This is a genomic window from Algoriphagus formosus (assembly GCF_002807035.1).
GTDB classification, from domain to species: Bacteria; Bacteroidota; Bacteroidia; order Cytophagales; family Cyclobacteriaceae; genus Algoriphagus; species Algoriphagus formosus.
Window position 1 is genome coordinate 455,811 of sequence record NZ_NIUC01000002.1, and the last position, 14,014, is coordinate 469,824.

13 protein-coding genes are annotated in these 14,014 nt (G+C 41.9%); 5 read left to right on the top strand and 8 right to left on the bottom strand.

The window, feature by feature from the left end:
• Nucleotides 1–44 precede the first annotated feature (44 nt).
• On the bottom strand, nt 45–242 hold the full coding sequence (locus tag CDH51_RS08010; protein WP_100628162.1) for a hypothetical protein: 198 nt from the start codon (nt 240–242) through the stop codon (nt 45–47).
• A gap of 1,184 nt (nt 243–1,426) precedes the next feature.
• Nucleotides 1,427–3,106, bottom strand: coding sequence for an energy-dependent translational throttle protein EttA (gene ettA, locus CDH51_RS08015; RefSeq protein WP_100628163.1), 1,680 nt, complete (start codon nt 3,104–3,106; stop codon nt 1,427–1,429).
• Between the two features lie 130 nt (nt 3,107–3,236).
• On the opposite strand from ettA, the gene CDH51_RS08020 reads away from it, so the two are divergent.
• A complete protein-coding gene (locus CDH51_RS08020; RefSeq protein WP_026945289.1) occupies nt 3,237–4,484 on the top strand; it encodes a DUF349 domain-containing protein in 1,248 nt (415 codons plus the stop codon).
• Nucleotides 4,485–4,731: 247 nt separating this feature from the next.
• Entirely contained in the window at nt 4,732–4,953 is a 222-nt protein-coding gene (locus CDH51_RS08025; protein WP_024284896.1) for a DUF2795 domain-containing protein, read from the top strand.
• Between the two features lie 48 nt (nt 4,954–5,001).
• Here the strand turns inward: CDH51_RS08025 and CDH51_RS08030 are convergent, their stop codons facing one another.
• From CDH51_RS08030 to queA, 5 genes are all read right to left on the bottom strand, one after another.
• Nucleotides 5,002–5,730 (bottom strand): LytR/AlgR family response regulator transcription factor, encoded by a 729-nt coding sequence (locus tag CDH51_RS08030; RefSeq protein WP_100628164.1) that lies wholly within the window; start codon nt 5,728–5,730, stop codon nt 5,002–5,004.
• Nucleotides 5,727–6,767, bottom strand: a complete 1,041-nt coding sequence (locus CDH51_RS08035; RefSeq protein ID WP_100628165.1) for a sensor histidine kinase — start codon at nt 6,765–6,767, stop codon at nt 5,727–5,729. Before CDH51_RS08035 ends, CDH51_RS08030 begins: the two co-directional genes overlap by 4 nt.
• 28 nt (nt 6,768–6,795) lie before the next feature.
• A complete protein-coding gene (locus CDH51_RS08040; RefSeq protein WP_100628166.1) occupies nt 6,796–7,641 on the bottom strand; it encodes a LiaF transmembrane domain-containing protein in 846 nt (281 codons plus the stop codon).
• A 127-nt stretch (nt 7,642–7,768) separates the two neighbouring features.
• Entirely contained in the window at nt 7,769–8,452 is a 684-nt protein-coding gene (locus tag CDH51_RS08045) for a 2-C-methyl-D-erythritol 4-phosphate cytidylyltransferase (protein WP_100628167.1), read from the bottom strand.
• A gap of 102 nt (nt 8,453–8,554) precedes the next feature.
• Nucleotides 8,555–9,604 (bottom strand): tRNA preQ1(34) S-adenosylmethionine ribosyltransferase-isomerase QueA, encoded by a 1,050-nt coding sequence (gene queA, locus CDH51_RS08050; RefSeq protein ID WP_026945284.1) that lies wholly within the window; start codon nt 9,602–9,604, stop codon nt 8,555–8,557.
• Nucleotides 9,605–9,723: 119 nt separating this feature from the next.
• On the opposite strand from queA, the gene CDH51_RS08055 reads away from it, so the two are divergent.
• Entirely contained in the window at nt 9,724–10,974 is a 1,251-nt protein-coding gene (locus CDH51_RS08055; protein WP_026945283.1) for an ABC transporter permease, read from the top strand.
• A gap of 204 nt (nt 10,975–11,178) precedes the next feature.
• On the opposite strand, the gene recA is transcribed toward CDH51_RS08055, so the two are convergent.
• Nucleotides 11,179–12,207: a recombinase RecA gene (gene recA, locus CDH51_RS08060; RefSeq protein ID WP_026945282.1), complete on the bottom strand. Its 1,029-nt coding sequence runs from the start codon at nt 12,205–12,207 to the stop codon at nt 11,179–11,181.
• Nucleotides 12,208–12,378: 171 nt separating this feature from the next.
• Here recA and CDH51_RS08065 point away from each other — a divergent pair, with 171 nt between their 5' ends.
• Nucleotides 12,379–13,167 carry a DUF3108 domain-containing protein gene (locus CDH51_RS08065; RefSeq protein ID WP_100628168.1) on the top strand — a complete coding sequence of 263 codons (789 nt, stop codon included), beginning with the start codon at nt 12,379–12,381 and terminating at the stop codon, nt 13,165–13,167.
• 154 nt (nt 13,168–13,321) lie between these two features.
• Nucleotides 13,322–14,011 (top strand): response regulator transcription factor, encoded by a 690-nt coding sequence (locus tag CDH51_RS08070; RefSeq protein WP_024284887.1) that lies wholly within the window; start codon nt 13,322–13,324, stop codon nt 14,009–14,011.
• Nucleotides 14,012–14,014 lie beyond the last annotated feature (3 nt).

Sequence of the window (14,014 nt, forward strand, 5' to 3'; positions counted from 1 at the left end):
TCAGAAAATATCAATAGACTGTCAGTTATTTTAAAAAATTCAAGCTACTCTTTACCTTTTTTCAATCCTGCTTTCAGCATCATTCCCTGCGAAATAACCAGAAAAACCATGGCCATCGCAGTAAAATTAGGGACAGTATTTACTTCATTAAGCCAAAAACCACTTTGCCATAAAGAAAGGCCTCCAATCACCAAGGCAATCAGAATCATGGCTATGTGAAATCTAAATCTTCGCTGACTCATGGGCTAAAAATATTTTATGTAAGAAATCAAACTAATTGTTAAAAAACAACCCCCTCAAGAATTTCTTTTTGAGGGGGTTGATTAAGGTTTAAGGCTACGGCGGACTTGGAATAATCTAATAAAAATACAATTTTGATATTATTTATGCGAACAATTCGATCATCAGAAATACCTAAATCATCTTTTTAAATACTTAAGTCAACTTCTTGATTTTCTTTCTATGCTTTAAATATTTGAACGCATAAAGTAAAAGAAGAAAAAGGATATTAAAATAAACAATTAATTCAAGCCTTGAAATATTGGCAAATCGATAAATAATAAAATCTTTAGAAAGGCTATATATAAATATAGCTATACCGAATAGAGACCAAATAAAGATAAAGATATTGTATGGGATCCTTAATTTCATAATTGTTAACTTTTATACATCCAGACTTATAACTGTTCCCCCAGATAAGATCTTTAGAACACTAAACCCAGTTATATTCTGCATTTATTTCTCTTTTTTATTCCAGCTCCATGAATTAGTATAATTTCTTAAAAGGTATTTTAAGAAAATCCCAACCCAGTACATTACAGTTAAAACACCTATCCTTTTTAATATAAAATCCATTGTTGCCATATTGATATGTCAAGATGCGATCTACATACAAGCTCCAAAACCACCAGTATCCAACCTGACAAAACCAAGTCAGGTGAATAAATGACTATTGGAACTTGGGCATTCATCATGTCAATTAAACAAATAGAAAAACGTTTTTTCTAGTAAAACTAGATACTAAATCGAAAAATCAAAAAAATTGTTTCAACTGGACTATCCGAAAAACCATTGAAACTGATTGAAATAAAACCTTAAAACAGAATTTAATTTTTTTTTCCATCTATTAATTTGAAATTAGTTTTTGAAGCAATGAGATTTTGCGAAGAACACAGAAAAAAATTTTTAGAAAAAAAATTTAGCTTTTGTCTCCTTGCCTATTCCAATCTTTGAAAATAGAAACTTCAAGTTCACACTACCGAATTCAAGGTTAATAGGCATTCTTTAAGATTTCTAAAAGTTGATGAATTTTTCGGAACTCCAAATTTTTTGAAACCCGTTCCTTTAATCAAAAAAAATCCTGCTTTTGGAAAAGCAGGATAGCAAGAAACCTTTGAGTCCGCTGTGGCGGACTCAAAGGTGAAGTTTACTTCAAATTCTTATACCGAATTCGCTTTGGAGTCACATCACCAAGCCGTTTTTTCTTGTTCTCCTCATAGTCGGTGAAGTTTCCTTCAAACCAATATACCTGAGAATCACCTTCGAATGCCAAAATGTGGGTACAAATTCTATCCAAGAACCAACGGTCGTGGGAAATGATCACCGCACAGCCACCGAAGTTTTCCAAAGCTTCTTCCAAAGCTCGTAGCGTGTTTACATCCAAGTCGTTGGTAGGTTCATCTAAAAGCAGCAAGTTACCGCCTTCCTTGAGCATCATGGCCAAGTGAACCCGGTTCCGCTCCCCTCCTGAAAGCACCCCGACTTTCTTCTCCTGATCTGCTCCGGCAAAGTTGAACTTGGACACATAGGCACGGGAATTCACTTCCTTGTTGCCTAGTTTCATATGCTCATTCCCATCCGAAATAATCTGATAAACCGTCTTATTCGGATCCAAAGAATCATGTTCCTGATCCACATAAGCCAGTTTAACGGTCTCTCCGACTTCAAAATTACCTGAATCGGGCTTTTCCTGCCCGGTGATCAGTTTAAACAAAGTGGTTTTACCAGCTCCATTTGGACCGATGATTCCGACAATCCCGCCTTGTGGCAAAGCAAAGCTTAAGTTTTCAAACAATAACTTATCCCCATAAGCCTTCGAAACATTATTTGCCTCTATCACTTTGGCACCCAAACGCGGACCCGGCGGGATGAAAAGCTCCAACTTCGCTTCTTTCTCTTTTGCTTCTTCTCCGACCAGTTTATCATAAGCATTTAGACGGGCCTTGCCTTTAGACTGTCGGGCTTTGGGCGACATACGAATCCATTCCAATTCCCGCTCCAAGGTCTTCTGACGCTTGGATTCAGTTTTTTCTTCCTGCTTCAGTCGGTTTTGCTTTTGCTCCAGCCAAGAGGAATAATTCCCTTTCCACGGAATCCCTTCTCCCCGATCCAGTTCCAAAATCCATCCGGCTACATTATCCAAGAAGTATCTATCGTGAGTCACCGCTATGACCGTACCCTTGTAGTTTTGCAAGTGCTGCTCAAGCCAGTGGACAGATTCTGCATCCAAGTGGTTGGTAGGTTCATCCAAGAGGAGTACGTCCGGCTCCATAAGCAGGAGACGGCAAAGGGCCACTCTTCGCTTTTCTCCTCCGGAAAGATTGGCTACGTTGGCCTCAGCAGGCGGAAGTCTCAAGGCATCCATAGCCTTGTCCAGCATGACATCCAGTTCCCAAGCATTGGCTGCGTCCAGTTTTTCCTGAACCTCACCCTGACGCTCGATCAGCTTATTCATCGCATCCGGATCTTCCATCAAGGCCGGATCCATGAATTTTTCGTTGATCTCTTCAAATTCTTTGAGCAGATTGACCGTATCAGCTACGGCTTCTTCCACGACTTCTTTGACGGTTTTGGTCGGATCGAGCTTAGGTTCCTGCTCCAGCATTCCTACTGAGTATCCTGGTGAAAAGACCACTTCGCCGAGGTAATCCTTGTCAATGCCTGCAATAATCCGGAGCAAGGAAGACTTACCCGAGCCATTCAAACCTAGGACACCGATTTTGGCACCATAGAAAAATGAGAGATAGATATCTTTGAGTACTTTTTTCTGCGGGGGATAGACTTTTGAGACCCCTGCCATCGAAAAGATGATTTTTTCTGCGCTCATGCGTTGAATTTTTCCTGAAAATTTGCGTTAAATAGCAAAGATGCAAAAAAAGGCCATTCTTAGGATAAGTGCTTTTGAATTAATTAATTTGCGGAAAATTGAAAACAACCACCTAACCTACTGTAGTGCAATGGAGCATCCGTACGGATATATCAAAGACAACAAGGTCTTTCTGAAGGGATTTTTGGGAAAACCTGATCGGGAAATTGGAGAGGTGAAAGAAGATGAACCTTCGACCATTGCCTATTTTGAGGATAGATTTGCTCAGATTCAGGAGAAGGTAGAGAAGCTCAAAAAGGATATTGAAGAAAACCAAAACAAGGGTTCCTTCCTCATGAAGCTGATTCACCTGCGTGATTCGCTCTATGAATCCGATGCTTTGGGTGATTTCGTGCCGATGATCGAAGAGCTGAACGGCCTGGAAGAATACCTCAATGAAATCATCCAAGCCAATCGTGCCAAAAACCTAGAGATCAAAAAGGGTCTTATCCAAGAGGCAGAAGCTCTCAAAGATGATACAGACTGGAAAGAAACAGCACAGGCATTTAAGGACCTAAAAATGCGCTGGATCAAAACCGGTCCGGTAGAAAAAGAACTCGAAGAGGAGATTGAAAATCAATTCCAAGAAGCGGTTCAGCATTTCTTCGAAAACCGTAGACATTTCTTCGAAGGCATGGCCCTTCAGGCTGAGGAAAACATCAAGGTCTATGAGTCACTAGTGGTACAGGCCCGAGAAGCTCATGACTTGCCAGATGCGAAGATGGCCTTTGAGATCAGTAAAAAAATCCAAAAAGAATGGAAGTCTGCGGGGAAAGTTCCTGCCGAAAAGCGTCAGCCTCTTTGGGACGAATTTTCCAAGCTGAACAACCGAATCTTCTCCAAATACAAGCGAACACTCAATCCAGGTCCACAAATGCATCCCCGAGAGGTGATGAAAAAGGTGGAAACGCTGACTGAAGAAATCAAGAAACTGGCCGGAAAGGACACTTCACCTGAGTTGATCGCAAGAGCGAAGGAAATTCAGCAAGAATGGAGAAAGCTTCCTCCCAGAAAACCAAAAGACGCGAATTTACTAGCGCGGTCCTTTCAATTCTTCTCAGACATTGTTTTTGAGAAAGCTTTCTTGGACAAGCTTGTGCATGGAAAGTATGCTGATTTTGATCAAAAATCAGAAATGGAACAAAATCAGATCAAAACTGCTTTACTGAGAGATCTTCTTCATCGAGATCAAACAGAATATGAGACTGCTCAAAATAATTCGGACAATTTTCAGGTCAGGAGCAGCGATTTTGAAATCATGATGAAGAAAAAGTTATTTGGACTGAAGCGGAAAGTAGACGTAAAAAATTATGTTTTGAAGCAACTTTCTCAGAAATAATCAGTACAAGCTTACATATTTAAAAAAATAGATAATTTTGCAGCCTTTAAACCCGGATTATACATTAGAATCCGTAATGAAAGTTCAAAACACAATAAAATCAAGCATTTAGCGAATGAAGCATAGCATCGCTACGGTGATTGAGCTAGATGCAGTAAAGCGTTTGATTTTGAAGTGTTTTGAGCTTGTAATAGGAAGTCTAATGAATACTACGGGTTAAATTCCGGAACACTCTAAAACGAATACTATGTACTGGACACTCGAACTAGCCTCCTACTTGGAAGATGCTCCATGGCCAGCGACCAAGGACGAATTGATTGATTATGCAATTCGCTCTGGTGCACCGATGGAAGTGGTAGAAAACCTCCAAGAACTGGAAGATGATGGAGAACCTTATGAGACCATCGAAGAAATTTGGCCGGATTACCCGACCAAAGATGATTTCTTCTTTAATGAAGATGAATATTAATGCCAAAGCCTCGGATTTTTTCGGGGCTTTTTCTTTCTACCTGGGATTTTAAATTCCCAAGACCTGCCTCAGTCGGGAATACCCGGTCTTGCTCACAGGTAGCTTTTTCCCATTTCTCAAAAAGACTAAATAGCTATCCTTTTCATAGGGCTCTATCCGTGTGACTTCATTGAGATTCAAAATATAGGACCGATGAATCCTAGCAAAACGATCGGGCGAAAGTGCCTCTTCCAAGGACTTCATGGTCATCTTTTTTAAGAAAGCCCCTGATTCGGTAACAATATTGACATAGTCATCTGCCGCTTCGAAGTAGCTTACCTGATTGACAGGGATAATTTTGATTTCATTTTTCACCCGTACCACGAGACGCTGACTTTTTTCGGCAAGCGAAGAAATAGCCGAATTTTGCCCACCTTGCTCCACTTCATATCGCTCCAGAAAACGGTTTAATGCTTGCTGGAATCGTGATTTAGAAAAGGGCTTTAACAAATAGTCTATCGCCTTGGCGTCAAAAGCAGCTAGCGCATACTCATCAAAAGCCGTGGTAAAAATCACAGCGGGAGGCTCATCCAAAAGCTCTAGCATCTCAAATCCCGTGATCTTTGGCATCTGAACATCCAGAAAAATCAAGTCAGGCTGATACTTTTGAATGGCTTTCAATCCTTCAAAACCATCCTGACATATTTCCAAAATTTCGAAACGACTATCTGATCTCAGAAATTCTTCGACTATACCCGCAGCTAGGGGTTCATCATCGATAATGAGGGTTTTGATCATTTTGGCTGGGGGATTTTCAAAGTGACAGTAAATATATTTTCTTCTGAAAGGGTGCTGAGCAGATCATTTCTACCAAAAAGTAAATAAAGCCTACGCTTCACAGAACTCAGTCCAAAGCCCAATCCTTTTTGTTGGGGAACTTCTGAGTCGTATGGATTCTGCAATTTGACCAAAAGATAAGGCGACTCGACACTAGCCTGAACTCGAATTTGAACATCTCCCCTTACTCCGTACAACCCGTGTTTGATTGCATTCTCAAGGAGAGGCTGAATCAAAAGTTGAGGAATCTGCAACTCACGGGAATCATCCGAAATATCAAATTCGACTTTAAGTCTATGTCCAAAGCGTACCTTTTCGATTTGAAAATACATCTCCAAGTACTCCAACTCCTCCGATAAAGTAGTCCAGGACTTCAGATCCTTTCGGATAGTTCCCCGCAGAAAATCTGACAGTAACAATACCATTTCTCTGGCTTTTTCAGGCTGACTGACTACCAAAGCACTGATAGAATTGAGACTGTTAAACAAAAAATGCGGTTGCAATTGCTGCCTTAACTGACTCAACTCGGCTTCCTTGCTGAGCTCCAGCATATGCAATTCCCGATCCTGACTTTGCTCCTGCTCCTCCAATCGGGAGACAAGCATGGCTATCAGGCTAATCATGACTCCAGCCAATGCCAAAATAGCCCATCTCAAATAGAGGTTTTGCTTTAAAAAGTCCACATAATCAGGATAATCGACAAATATCCAAGCCATAGTCAGCTTATGGATAAATATCAAAAGGAATGAAAGCGCAAGAGGCAAAGCCAATAGAATTAGAATCTTCCCGCTTTTAGGATTGTAAAAAGTGAAAATCCTATCTAAGACCGTCACCATTCCAACAAATACAAGCGAAAAAACACTACTATCCACTCCAGCAATCAGATCCTCAACACCATAGTAGCTCAGGACCAAAAAAGAACCAAGGAGCCAGGCTAATCCTGCTCCTTGGATAATCCAATAGTATGTTCTGGTAGATCGAAAAGCTCTAGCAAGCATTTATTGCTGATTTTTTCTTCAAAATCAATTAAAAGGATCTGATTTCCAAACCACCGAAGAAACAGGTGCCTCGAAGAACCAATACTTTCTCCGGATCTACTTCTGTCTGACTATACATTCGCTTATCTTCTACACCTGCAGCGATATTGGTGATCTCGACACGGACATCCCAGTGGGGAGGCACAAGAATCTTAGTCCCTCCAAAGATTACATCTATCTGTAGATAAACAGTTCCTGAAAAATCTGCCTGCGTCAGATCCAGATCTATTCCTCCAAATGCTGCAGTCAGTTTTCCACCTTCAAATTTCTTGGATAAAACTCGCTTATTCACTCCTGAGAAAATTGCATCGATATTGACCCGATCATTGTAAGAAATCCCAGAAATACCCTGAAAATTTTTCTTGGCTCCATCCGAGGTATTTGACTTCGACTCATCTGAACCGGCTTGAGCCTCTGCACTGCTGGAATCGCTGGAGTCCAAAGGACTTGATTTGAATTGCTTATTATGCATTTGCTGCTGCACATTCTCCATGATTCGTTTTTCCTTTTGCTTCTGCGTGATGAGGTAGATACCCAATGCTATCAAGCCGAGCGGAAGTAGGTAATTTTCAAGACCGAAATCAAAATAGAATTCCCGCTCTAGCAGAAAATACACCCCGAAAAAGAGCATGATAAATCCAAAAAAGGATTTGAATTGATGCTTAATCGATACCACAAGGCCAATTACAATGAGAATCATGGGCCAACTGAGTAACCAGGAGGGATAGAAAATCCCGATCTTACGAAGTAAAAGTAAAACGCCAAGGCCGAGGATAATGAACCCGAATATCAGGCCTCCGTCATTGTTGGATTTTGGTTTAGAATAGTTTGCCATCGCTTTGTTTGTTTAAAATTGATGATCAAAACTATCTCTGCTACTGCCAATTCAAGAATGCTATTCGACTAGGCTGTTGAAAAATCGGTGAATGCGCCTAAAAAGTCGGTAAAAACTCCGGAGAATTTTACCGACCGTTTCTCCTTTCGGCCAAATACTCTGCGTAATCCATATCTTCCGGCGTGGTAATCTTAATATTTTCCGGATTTCCAGAGATAAGTGTCACTTCCCAGCCCTGATGCTCATACACGGTTGCATCGTCTGTAAACTGTGGTAATTCGGTAACCTGAAAAGCCTTTCTGATCCGCTTCAAATCAAAAGTTTGTGGAGTCTGTACCAAGCGGAAATATTGACGCTCTTGATAAAAGTTTTTTCCATCGTCAGTAAGCTTTCGAATGGAATCTTTCAAGGCAATCACAGCTACCGCGCTTCCTTTTTCCTCAGCTTTTTCAAAACTCTCTTGGATGACCGACTCATTCACAAAAGGCCGCACGCCATCGTGGATAGCCACTAAACCTTCCTCAAAAGAAATTGCGGAAATCCCGTTTTTAACAGACTGAAATCTGGAATTACCGCCCGCTACTAGCTGATGGGGTATCTGGAACTGAAACTTCTCACAGAGCTCGTTCCAATAAGCAAAATCGTCTTTGGGAATCACCAAAATCAATTCAATCGCTGAATCCACTTGATGAAAAACTGATAAGGTATGCATCAGAATTGGCAAACCTGCTATCGGAAGATATTGCTTGGAGATGGGTGCACCCATACGCGTCCCTCGACCTCCGGCTACTAGTACAGCCGCTTTTTGCATTTTATTTTTTTGCAAATCTAAAGTTTCAAAATTTACTTCAGGTCAATTCCTGATTAAGTCCCTGTAAAAATAAAAAAAGCTCCTTTTGGGAGCTTTTAGTATTTAGAGAATCAGCATCGCATCTCCGTAGGAGAAGAACCGATACTTTTCTTTGATTGCTTCTTTGTATGCTTTCATGATCAAATCATAGCCTCCGAATGCCGCTGCAGTCATCAATAAAGTAGATTCAGGCAAATGGAAATTCGTAATCATCGCATTGGCGATCTTGAACTCGTAAGGCGGAATGATAAACTTATCAGTCCATCCGCTGGAAGCTTTCAGATGATTGCTGGCAGTCACAGAAGATTCCACCGTCTTGAGAACGGTCGTACCCACTGCTACCACGCGCTTTTTGTGATCTAGGGCTTCGTTGACGAGCTTGACGGTTTTCTCAGGAATATCATAATTCTCTGAATCCATCTTATGCTTCGTCAAGTCTTCGACATCTACTTGTCTGAAAGTACCAAGACCCACATGAAGCGTAATCGGCGTCACTTCGATACCTTTCAGCTCCAATCGCTTCAAAAGATGCGGTGTAAAGTGAAGCCCTGCTGTAGGCGCAGCTACTGCACCGACATTCTTCGCAAAAACAGTCTGGTAACGGTCGCGATCTTCAGGCTCTACCTTTCTGTCAATGATTTCTTTCAATAATGGAGTCTCACCTAAGGTGTCGATAGCCTTGTAGAACTCTTCGGGAGTGCCATCGAAAAGGAATCTGATCGTACGACCCCTGGAGGTGGTGTTGTCAATGACTTCAGCTACTAAGTCAGAATCGCCGAAGTAAAGTTTGTTTCCTACACGGATTTTTCTCGCAGGATCTACAAGAACATCCCACAGTCGGAGTTCAGGATTGAGTTCGCGAAGAAGAAAAACTTCGATCTCAGCTCCTGTCTTCTCTTTGTTGCCGTATAATCTTGCCGGGAATACTTTGGTGTCGTTGGTGACAAAAACATCACCTTCGTCAAAATAATCCAGAATATCTTTAAAAGATCGATGCTCAAATTCCCCGGTTTTACGGTGAACGACCATCAAGCGTGATTCATCCCGATTGGGCGTTGGATACAAAGCAACAAGCTTTTTGGGGACGTCAAATTTGAAATCTGATAATTTCATAGAGAAGTTTTAGATGAATGGGATTCTTTAGAGTTTTTTCACTCTAAAAAGTGCAAAGATAAGAATATAATGTGCAAAATCCGCTAACTTTAGAGATTGATTTCACCAACTATAATGCCATGTTATTTTTGAGACTTTCTTGGGAAAGCTTCCGGTTCGCTATCAACGCACTGAAATCTAACCTTACCCGTACCACCCTTTCTCTATTGGGTGTGACCGTAGGTATCTTCGCGATCATCGCGGTATTCACACTGGTTGACTCCCTTGAAAACAATATCAAATCATCCTTTTCCTTTCTAGGAACCAACGTAATTCGTGTTGACAAATTCCCCTTCCAGTCTGGCCCTCCCGGAAATTTCCCCTGGTGGAAATATTTCAGAAGACCGAATAGCACCGTAGAGGAATATGAGTTTCTAAAAAGCAGATTGACCACCGCTGAGGGTATCACCATCGCAGCTTCTGCTAGCACCACTGTTGCAGCAGGAAGTAATGCTTTCCAAGGTGTACAATTGACCGGAGCCTTCGAAGACTACTCAGACGTCTACGATGTACCCATCGAGGAAGGGCGTTTTTTCAACGGAAATGAAATCAAAGCTGCCCGAAACCTGGCAGTAATTGGAAAAACTATCGCCACCACCCTATTCCCTAACGAGCCTGCACTGGGTAAAGAATTCAAAATGCGCGGACTCAAGTTTGTCGTAGTAGGTGTCTTGGAAGAAGAAGGTAGTGGGCTATTTGATCTTCCATCCAAAGACGAGGCCTGTATCATTCCTTACCCAACTTTCACCAAGCTTTTCAATACCGGGAAAAATGGTATCAATCCTACCATTGCAGCCAAGGGAAAAGAAGAAGATGTGGGTTTGGTCAATATTGAAAATGAAATGATTGGTCTCCTGAGAGCAAAAAGGGCATTGAAGCCAACCGAAGACGATACCTTTTCTCTAAACAAAACCGAGTTTCTACAAAATGCCATTGGGTCTGTATTTGATGTAATCTCAGGTGCAGGCTGGGTGATCGGAGGATTTTCGATCCTTGTTGGAGGTTTTGGTATCGCCAATATCATGTTCGTATCGGTACGTGAGCGTACCAACATCATCGGAATTCAAAAGTCGCTGGGAGCTAAGAATTACTTTATCCTTTTCCAGTTCCTCTTTGAAGCGGTCTGCTTAAGTCTAATCGGAGGAGGGGTTGGAATTATTCTAGTGTACTTCCTCAGCTTTGTGCAGCTTGGAAGTTTGGACCTAGTCCTCTCCCCTGCCAATATCATTTTAGGTTTGGGTGTCTCATCGATTATCGGCGTGGTATCCGGAATCGTACCGGCAACCCTGGCCGCCCGACTAGATCCTGTTGAGGCGATTCGAACAGCTTAAAAATAATTGCTATCAAAAAAGGGAAGCTTTCAACGGCTTCCCTTTTTTTGTTTTGATAAAATTTATTCTCCGAATCGATCAAGTCTTCTGACCGCCTTGCTATTCTTCTTCTTTCTTTAGAGAATGCCTTTACTTCATGAGACTGCCACGCTTCGCTCGCAGTGACGTTCCCTCTGATAAAAACATTATTTTTTCCAAAAAACCTTATTCTTCCATATCACCTGCCGGGTCAACTGGAATCAGACCTGAAGCAGCTTTGATTTTGGTTTCTAGCTCTTCCATCAATTCAGGATTGTCTAGAATTAAGTTCTTCACCGCATCTCGACCTTGACCTAGTTTTTCTCCATTATAAGAGAACCATGAGCCGGCTTTCTTGATAATATCAAACTCAACACCCAAGTCAATGATTTCCCCTACTTTGGAAATCCCCTGTCCGTACATGATGTCAAACTCCACCACTTTGAAAGGAGGTGCCACCTTATTCTTAACCACTTTGACACGGGTACGGTTACCGGTGACATTATCAGCACTTTCTTTGATCTGCCCGATACGACGAATATCCAGACGTACGGAAGCATAGAATTTCAAGGCATTACCACCCGTAGTAGTCTCAGGATTTCCAAACATCACCCCGATCTTTTCGCGAAGCTGATTGATAAAAATACAAGAACAACCCGTCTTATTGATTGCACCGGTGAGCTTACGCAAGGCCTGAGACATCAAGCGAGCCTGAAGACCCATTTTGCTATCTCCCATTTCACCTTCCAATTCACCTTTTGGCACCAAAGCAGCCACGGAGTCAATCACGATGATGTCAATTGCTCCAGAACGAATCAGATGCTCAGCAATCTCCAGAGCTTGCTCACCGTTGTCAGGCTGTGAGATCAAGAGGTTCTCGATATCGATCCCCAGTTTCTCGGCATAGGTCTTATCAAAGGCATGCTCCGCATCAATAAATGCCGCTAAACCACCCGCTTTCTGTGCTTCGGCAATGCAATGCATAGTCAAAGTCGTCTTACCGGAAGATTCCGGACCATAAATCTCAATCACACGACCACGGGGAATACCTCCAACTCCCAGAGCCAGGTCTAGACCAAGCGAACCGGTAGAAATAGCAGGAATATCCGCTACGTGATTGTCACTAAGCTTCATGACAGTGCCCTTACCATAGGCCTTCTCCAGTTTATCGATGGTCAGTTGTAGTGCTTTTAATTTTTCTGCGTTATTACTCATGTGGATATTGATATAGATATTTCAAATAAAGTTAAAACTTGCTAAGCCATGGCCAAAATCATCCGCCGACTTGCTTTCGATAGGCAAATTCGTATTTTTCGTCACTATTCGGCATGCTTTTTCGTACCAAGCATAAAAATACCAGCTTTTTGTCAGGGATTGTCATAAAAGATGAACGTAATTACTAAAATAACATCACTTCTTCTCGCTTTGGCTCTTTTTCAGCCTTCTCTATGGGCTCAGGAAAAAAACTTTCCTTTCACCTATGGGGAGGAGTTGAATTTCGAAGTAAGCTATGGCTGGTTTAACCTTGCTGATGCCAAAATGGTCATTGCCAAAAATCCCGAGAAAATCGAGGACAAGGAGCATTTCAAAATCGACGTCTACGGAAAAACCAAAGGGGCCGCCACCATTTTTGGAAGAGTAAATGACAACTGGGGCACGATTTGGAATAAAGAAACCAAGCTTCCCTCAAGATCTTATCGACACATCGAGGAAGGCAGATACCGAAAGCATGAAAAGGTGTATTTTGACCATCAGGAGAAAAAAGCCGTCATGGAACTCTATGATCGGGAGAATAAAAATCTGGAGAAGGTTCAGGAATTTGATCTTCCCGGCAGCGTGCAAGATATCGTCAGTGGATTCTATTACCTCCGGACCCTAGACTTGTCTAAAATGAACAAGGGACAGAGTGTAAACATCAAAGGTTTCTTTGACAAAGAAATATATAACATAAAATTAATCTACGAGGGTCAGGAGAAAATCAAAACCGACCTAGGCGAGGTAGATACCTACATTTTTTCACCACAAATCCCCAAGAACAAACTTTTCCGTGGCGAATACCCTGTGACTGTCTGGGTGACTCAGGATCAAAACAAAATTCCTGTGAAAATTAAGGCCAATCTCTTCTTGGGATCCCTGAATCTGGACCTGAAATCAGCCAAAGGACTTCGCTATTAACAGTCATAAATTCTTAACCCTGTCTTAACATTTCGGTCAAGGAAAGTCGCTGGGATTGATGTAAATTGGATAATTGCTGAACTAGGCCTCAAAAACTTGCTGCCTATCCTCAAATATTCTTTAATTTTATCCAAAATCAACTCCAAGAAACCCAATGGGCGACAAGAAGAAAATCAAAGTCCTGGTCGTAGATGACGAGCCGGACATTGTTGAGATTCTAAAGTACAACTTGCAGAAAGAAGGTTACGACGTCGAGACCGCCGAAGACGGAATCAAGGCGGTGAAAAAAGCCTCCAAATTTCATCCCGATGTCATACTACTCGATATCATGATGCCCAATCAGGATGGGGTCGAAACTTGCCTGCAAATCCGGCAAATCCCTGAGTTGAAAAATACCTTCATCATCTTTTTGACAGCTCGAATGGAAGAATACTCCGAAGTGGCTGCCTTTGATGTGGGCGCAGATGATTACATCACCAAGCCCATCAAGCCCCGAGCGCTGATGAGTAGAATCGCGGCGCTTTTCCGAAGGGAATCCAAAAAAGAACAGGAGCAATCGCAAATCAGCATTCGAGATCTAGTCATTGATCGAGGCAGCTACACGATCGAAAAATCAGGCAAAACCATCACCCTTCCCAAGAAGGAATTCGAACTATTGTTTTTCCTTGCCAAAAACCCTAATATGGTATTCAGTAGAGATGAGCTTCTTCAGAATATTTGGGGTGCTGACGTTTTTGTGCTGGCCCGCACCGTGGACGTACATATCAGAAAGGTTCGCGAAAAAATCGGAGACGACTACATCACTACTGTCAAAGGTGTAGGATACAAGTTCGATTTAGGATAATTC

Excerpts from the sequence above, each read along its gene's own strand:
- CDH51_RS08010 (WP_100628162.1), bottom strand. The coding sequence starts at position 242 with ATGAGTCAGCGAAGATTTAGATTTCACATAGCCATGATTCTGATTGCC.
- ettA (WP_100628163.1), bottom strand. The coding sequence starts at position 3,106 with ATGAGCGCAGAAAAAATCATCTTTTCGATGGCAGGGGTCTCAAAAGTC.
- CDH51_RS08020 (WP_026945289.1), top strand. The coding sequence starts at position 3,237 with ATGGAGCATCCGTACGGATATATCAAAGACAACAAGGTCTTTCTGAAG.
- CDH51_RS08025 (WP_024284896.1), top strand. The coding sequence starts at position 4,732 with ATGTACTGGACACTCGAACTAGCCTCCTACTTGGAAGATGCTCCATGG.
- CDH51_RS08030 (WP_100628164.1), bottom strand. The coding sequence starts at position 5,730 with ATGATCAAAACCCTCATTATCGATGATGAACCCCTAGCTGCGGGTATA.
- CDH51_RS08035 (WP_100628165.1), bottom strand. The coding sequence starts at position 6,767 with ATGCTTGCTAGAGCTTTTCGATCTACCAGAACATACTATTGGATTATC.
- CDH51_RS08040 (WP_100628166.1), bottom strand. The coding sequence starts at position 7,641 with ATGGCAAACTATTCTAAACCAAAATCCAACAATGACGGAGGCCTGATA.
- CDH51_RS08045 (WP_100628167.1), bottom strand. The coding sequence starts at position 8,452 with ATGCAAAAAGCGGCTGTACTAGTAGCCGGAGGTCGAGGGACGCGTATG.
- queA (WP_026945284.1), bottom strand. The coding sequence starts at position 9,604 with ATGAAATTATCAGATTTCAAATTTGACGTCCCCAAAAAGCTTGTTGCT.
- CDH51_RS08055 (WP_026945283.1), top strand. The coding sequence starts at position 9,724 with ATGTTATTTTTGAGACTTTCTTGGGAAAGCTTCCGGTTCGCTATCAAC.
- recA (WP_026945282.1), bottom strand. The coding sequence starts at position 12,207 with ATGAGTAATAACGCAGAAAAATTAAAAGCACTACAACTGACCATCGAT.
- CDH51_RS08065 (WP_100628168.1), top strand. The coding sequence starts at position 12,379 with ATGAACGTAATTACTAAAATAACATCACTTCTTCTCGCTTTGGCTCTT.
- CDH51_RS08070 (WP_024284887.1), top strand. The coding sequence starts at position 13,322 with ATGGGCGACAAGAAGAAAATCAAAGTCCTGGTCGTAGATGACGAGCCG.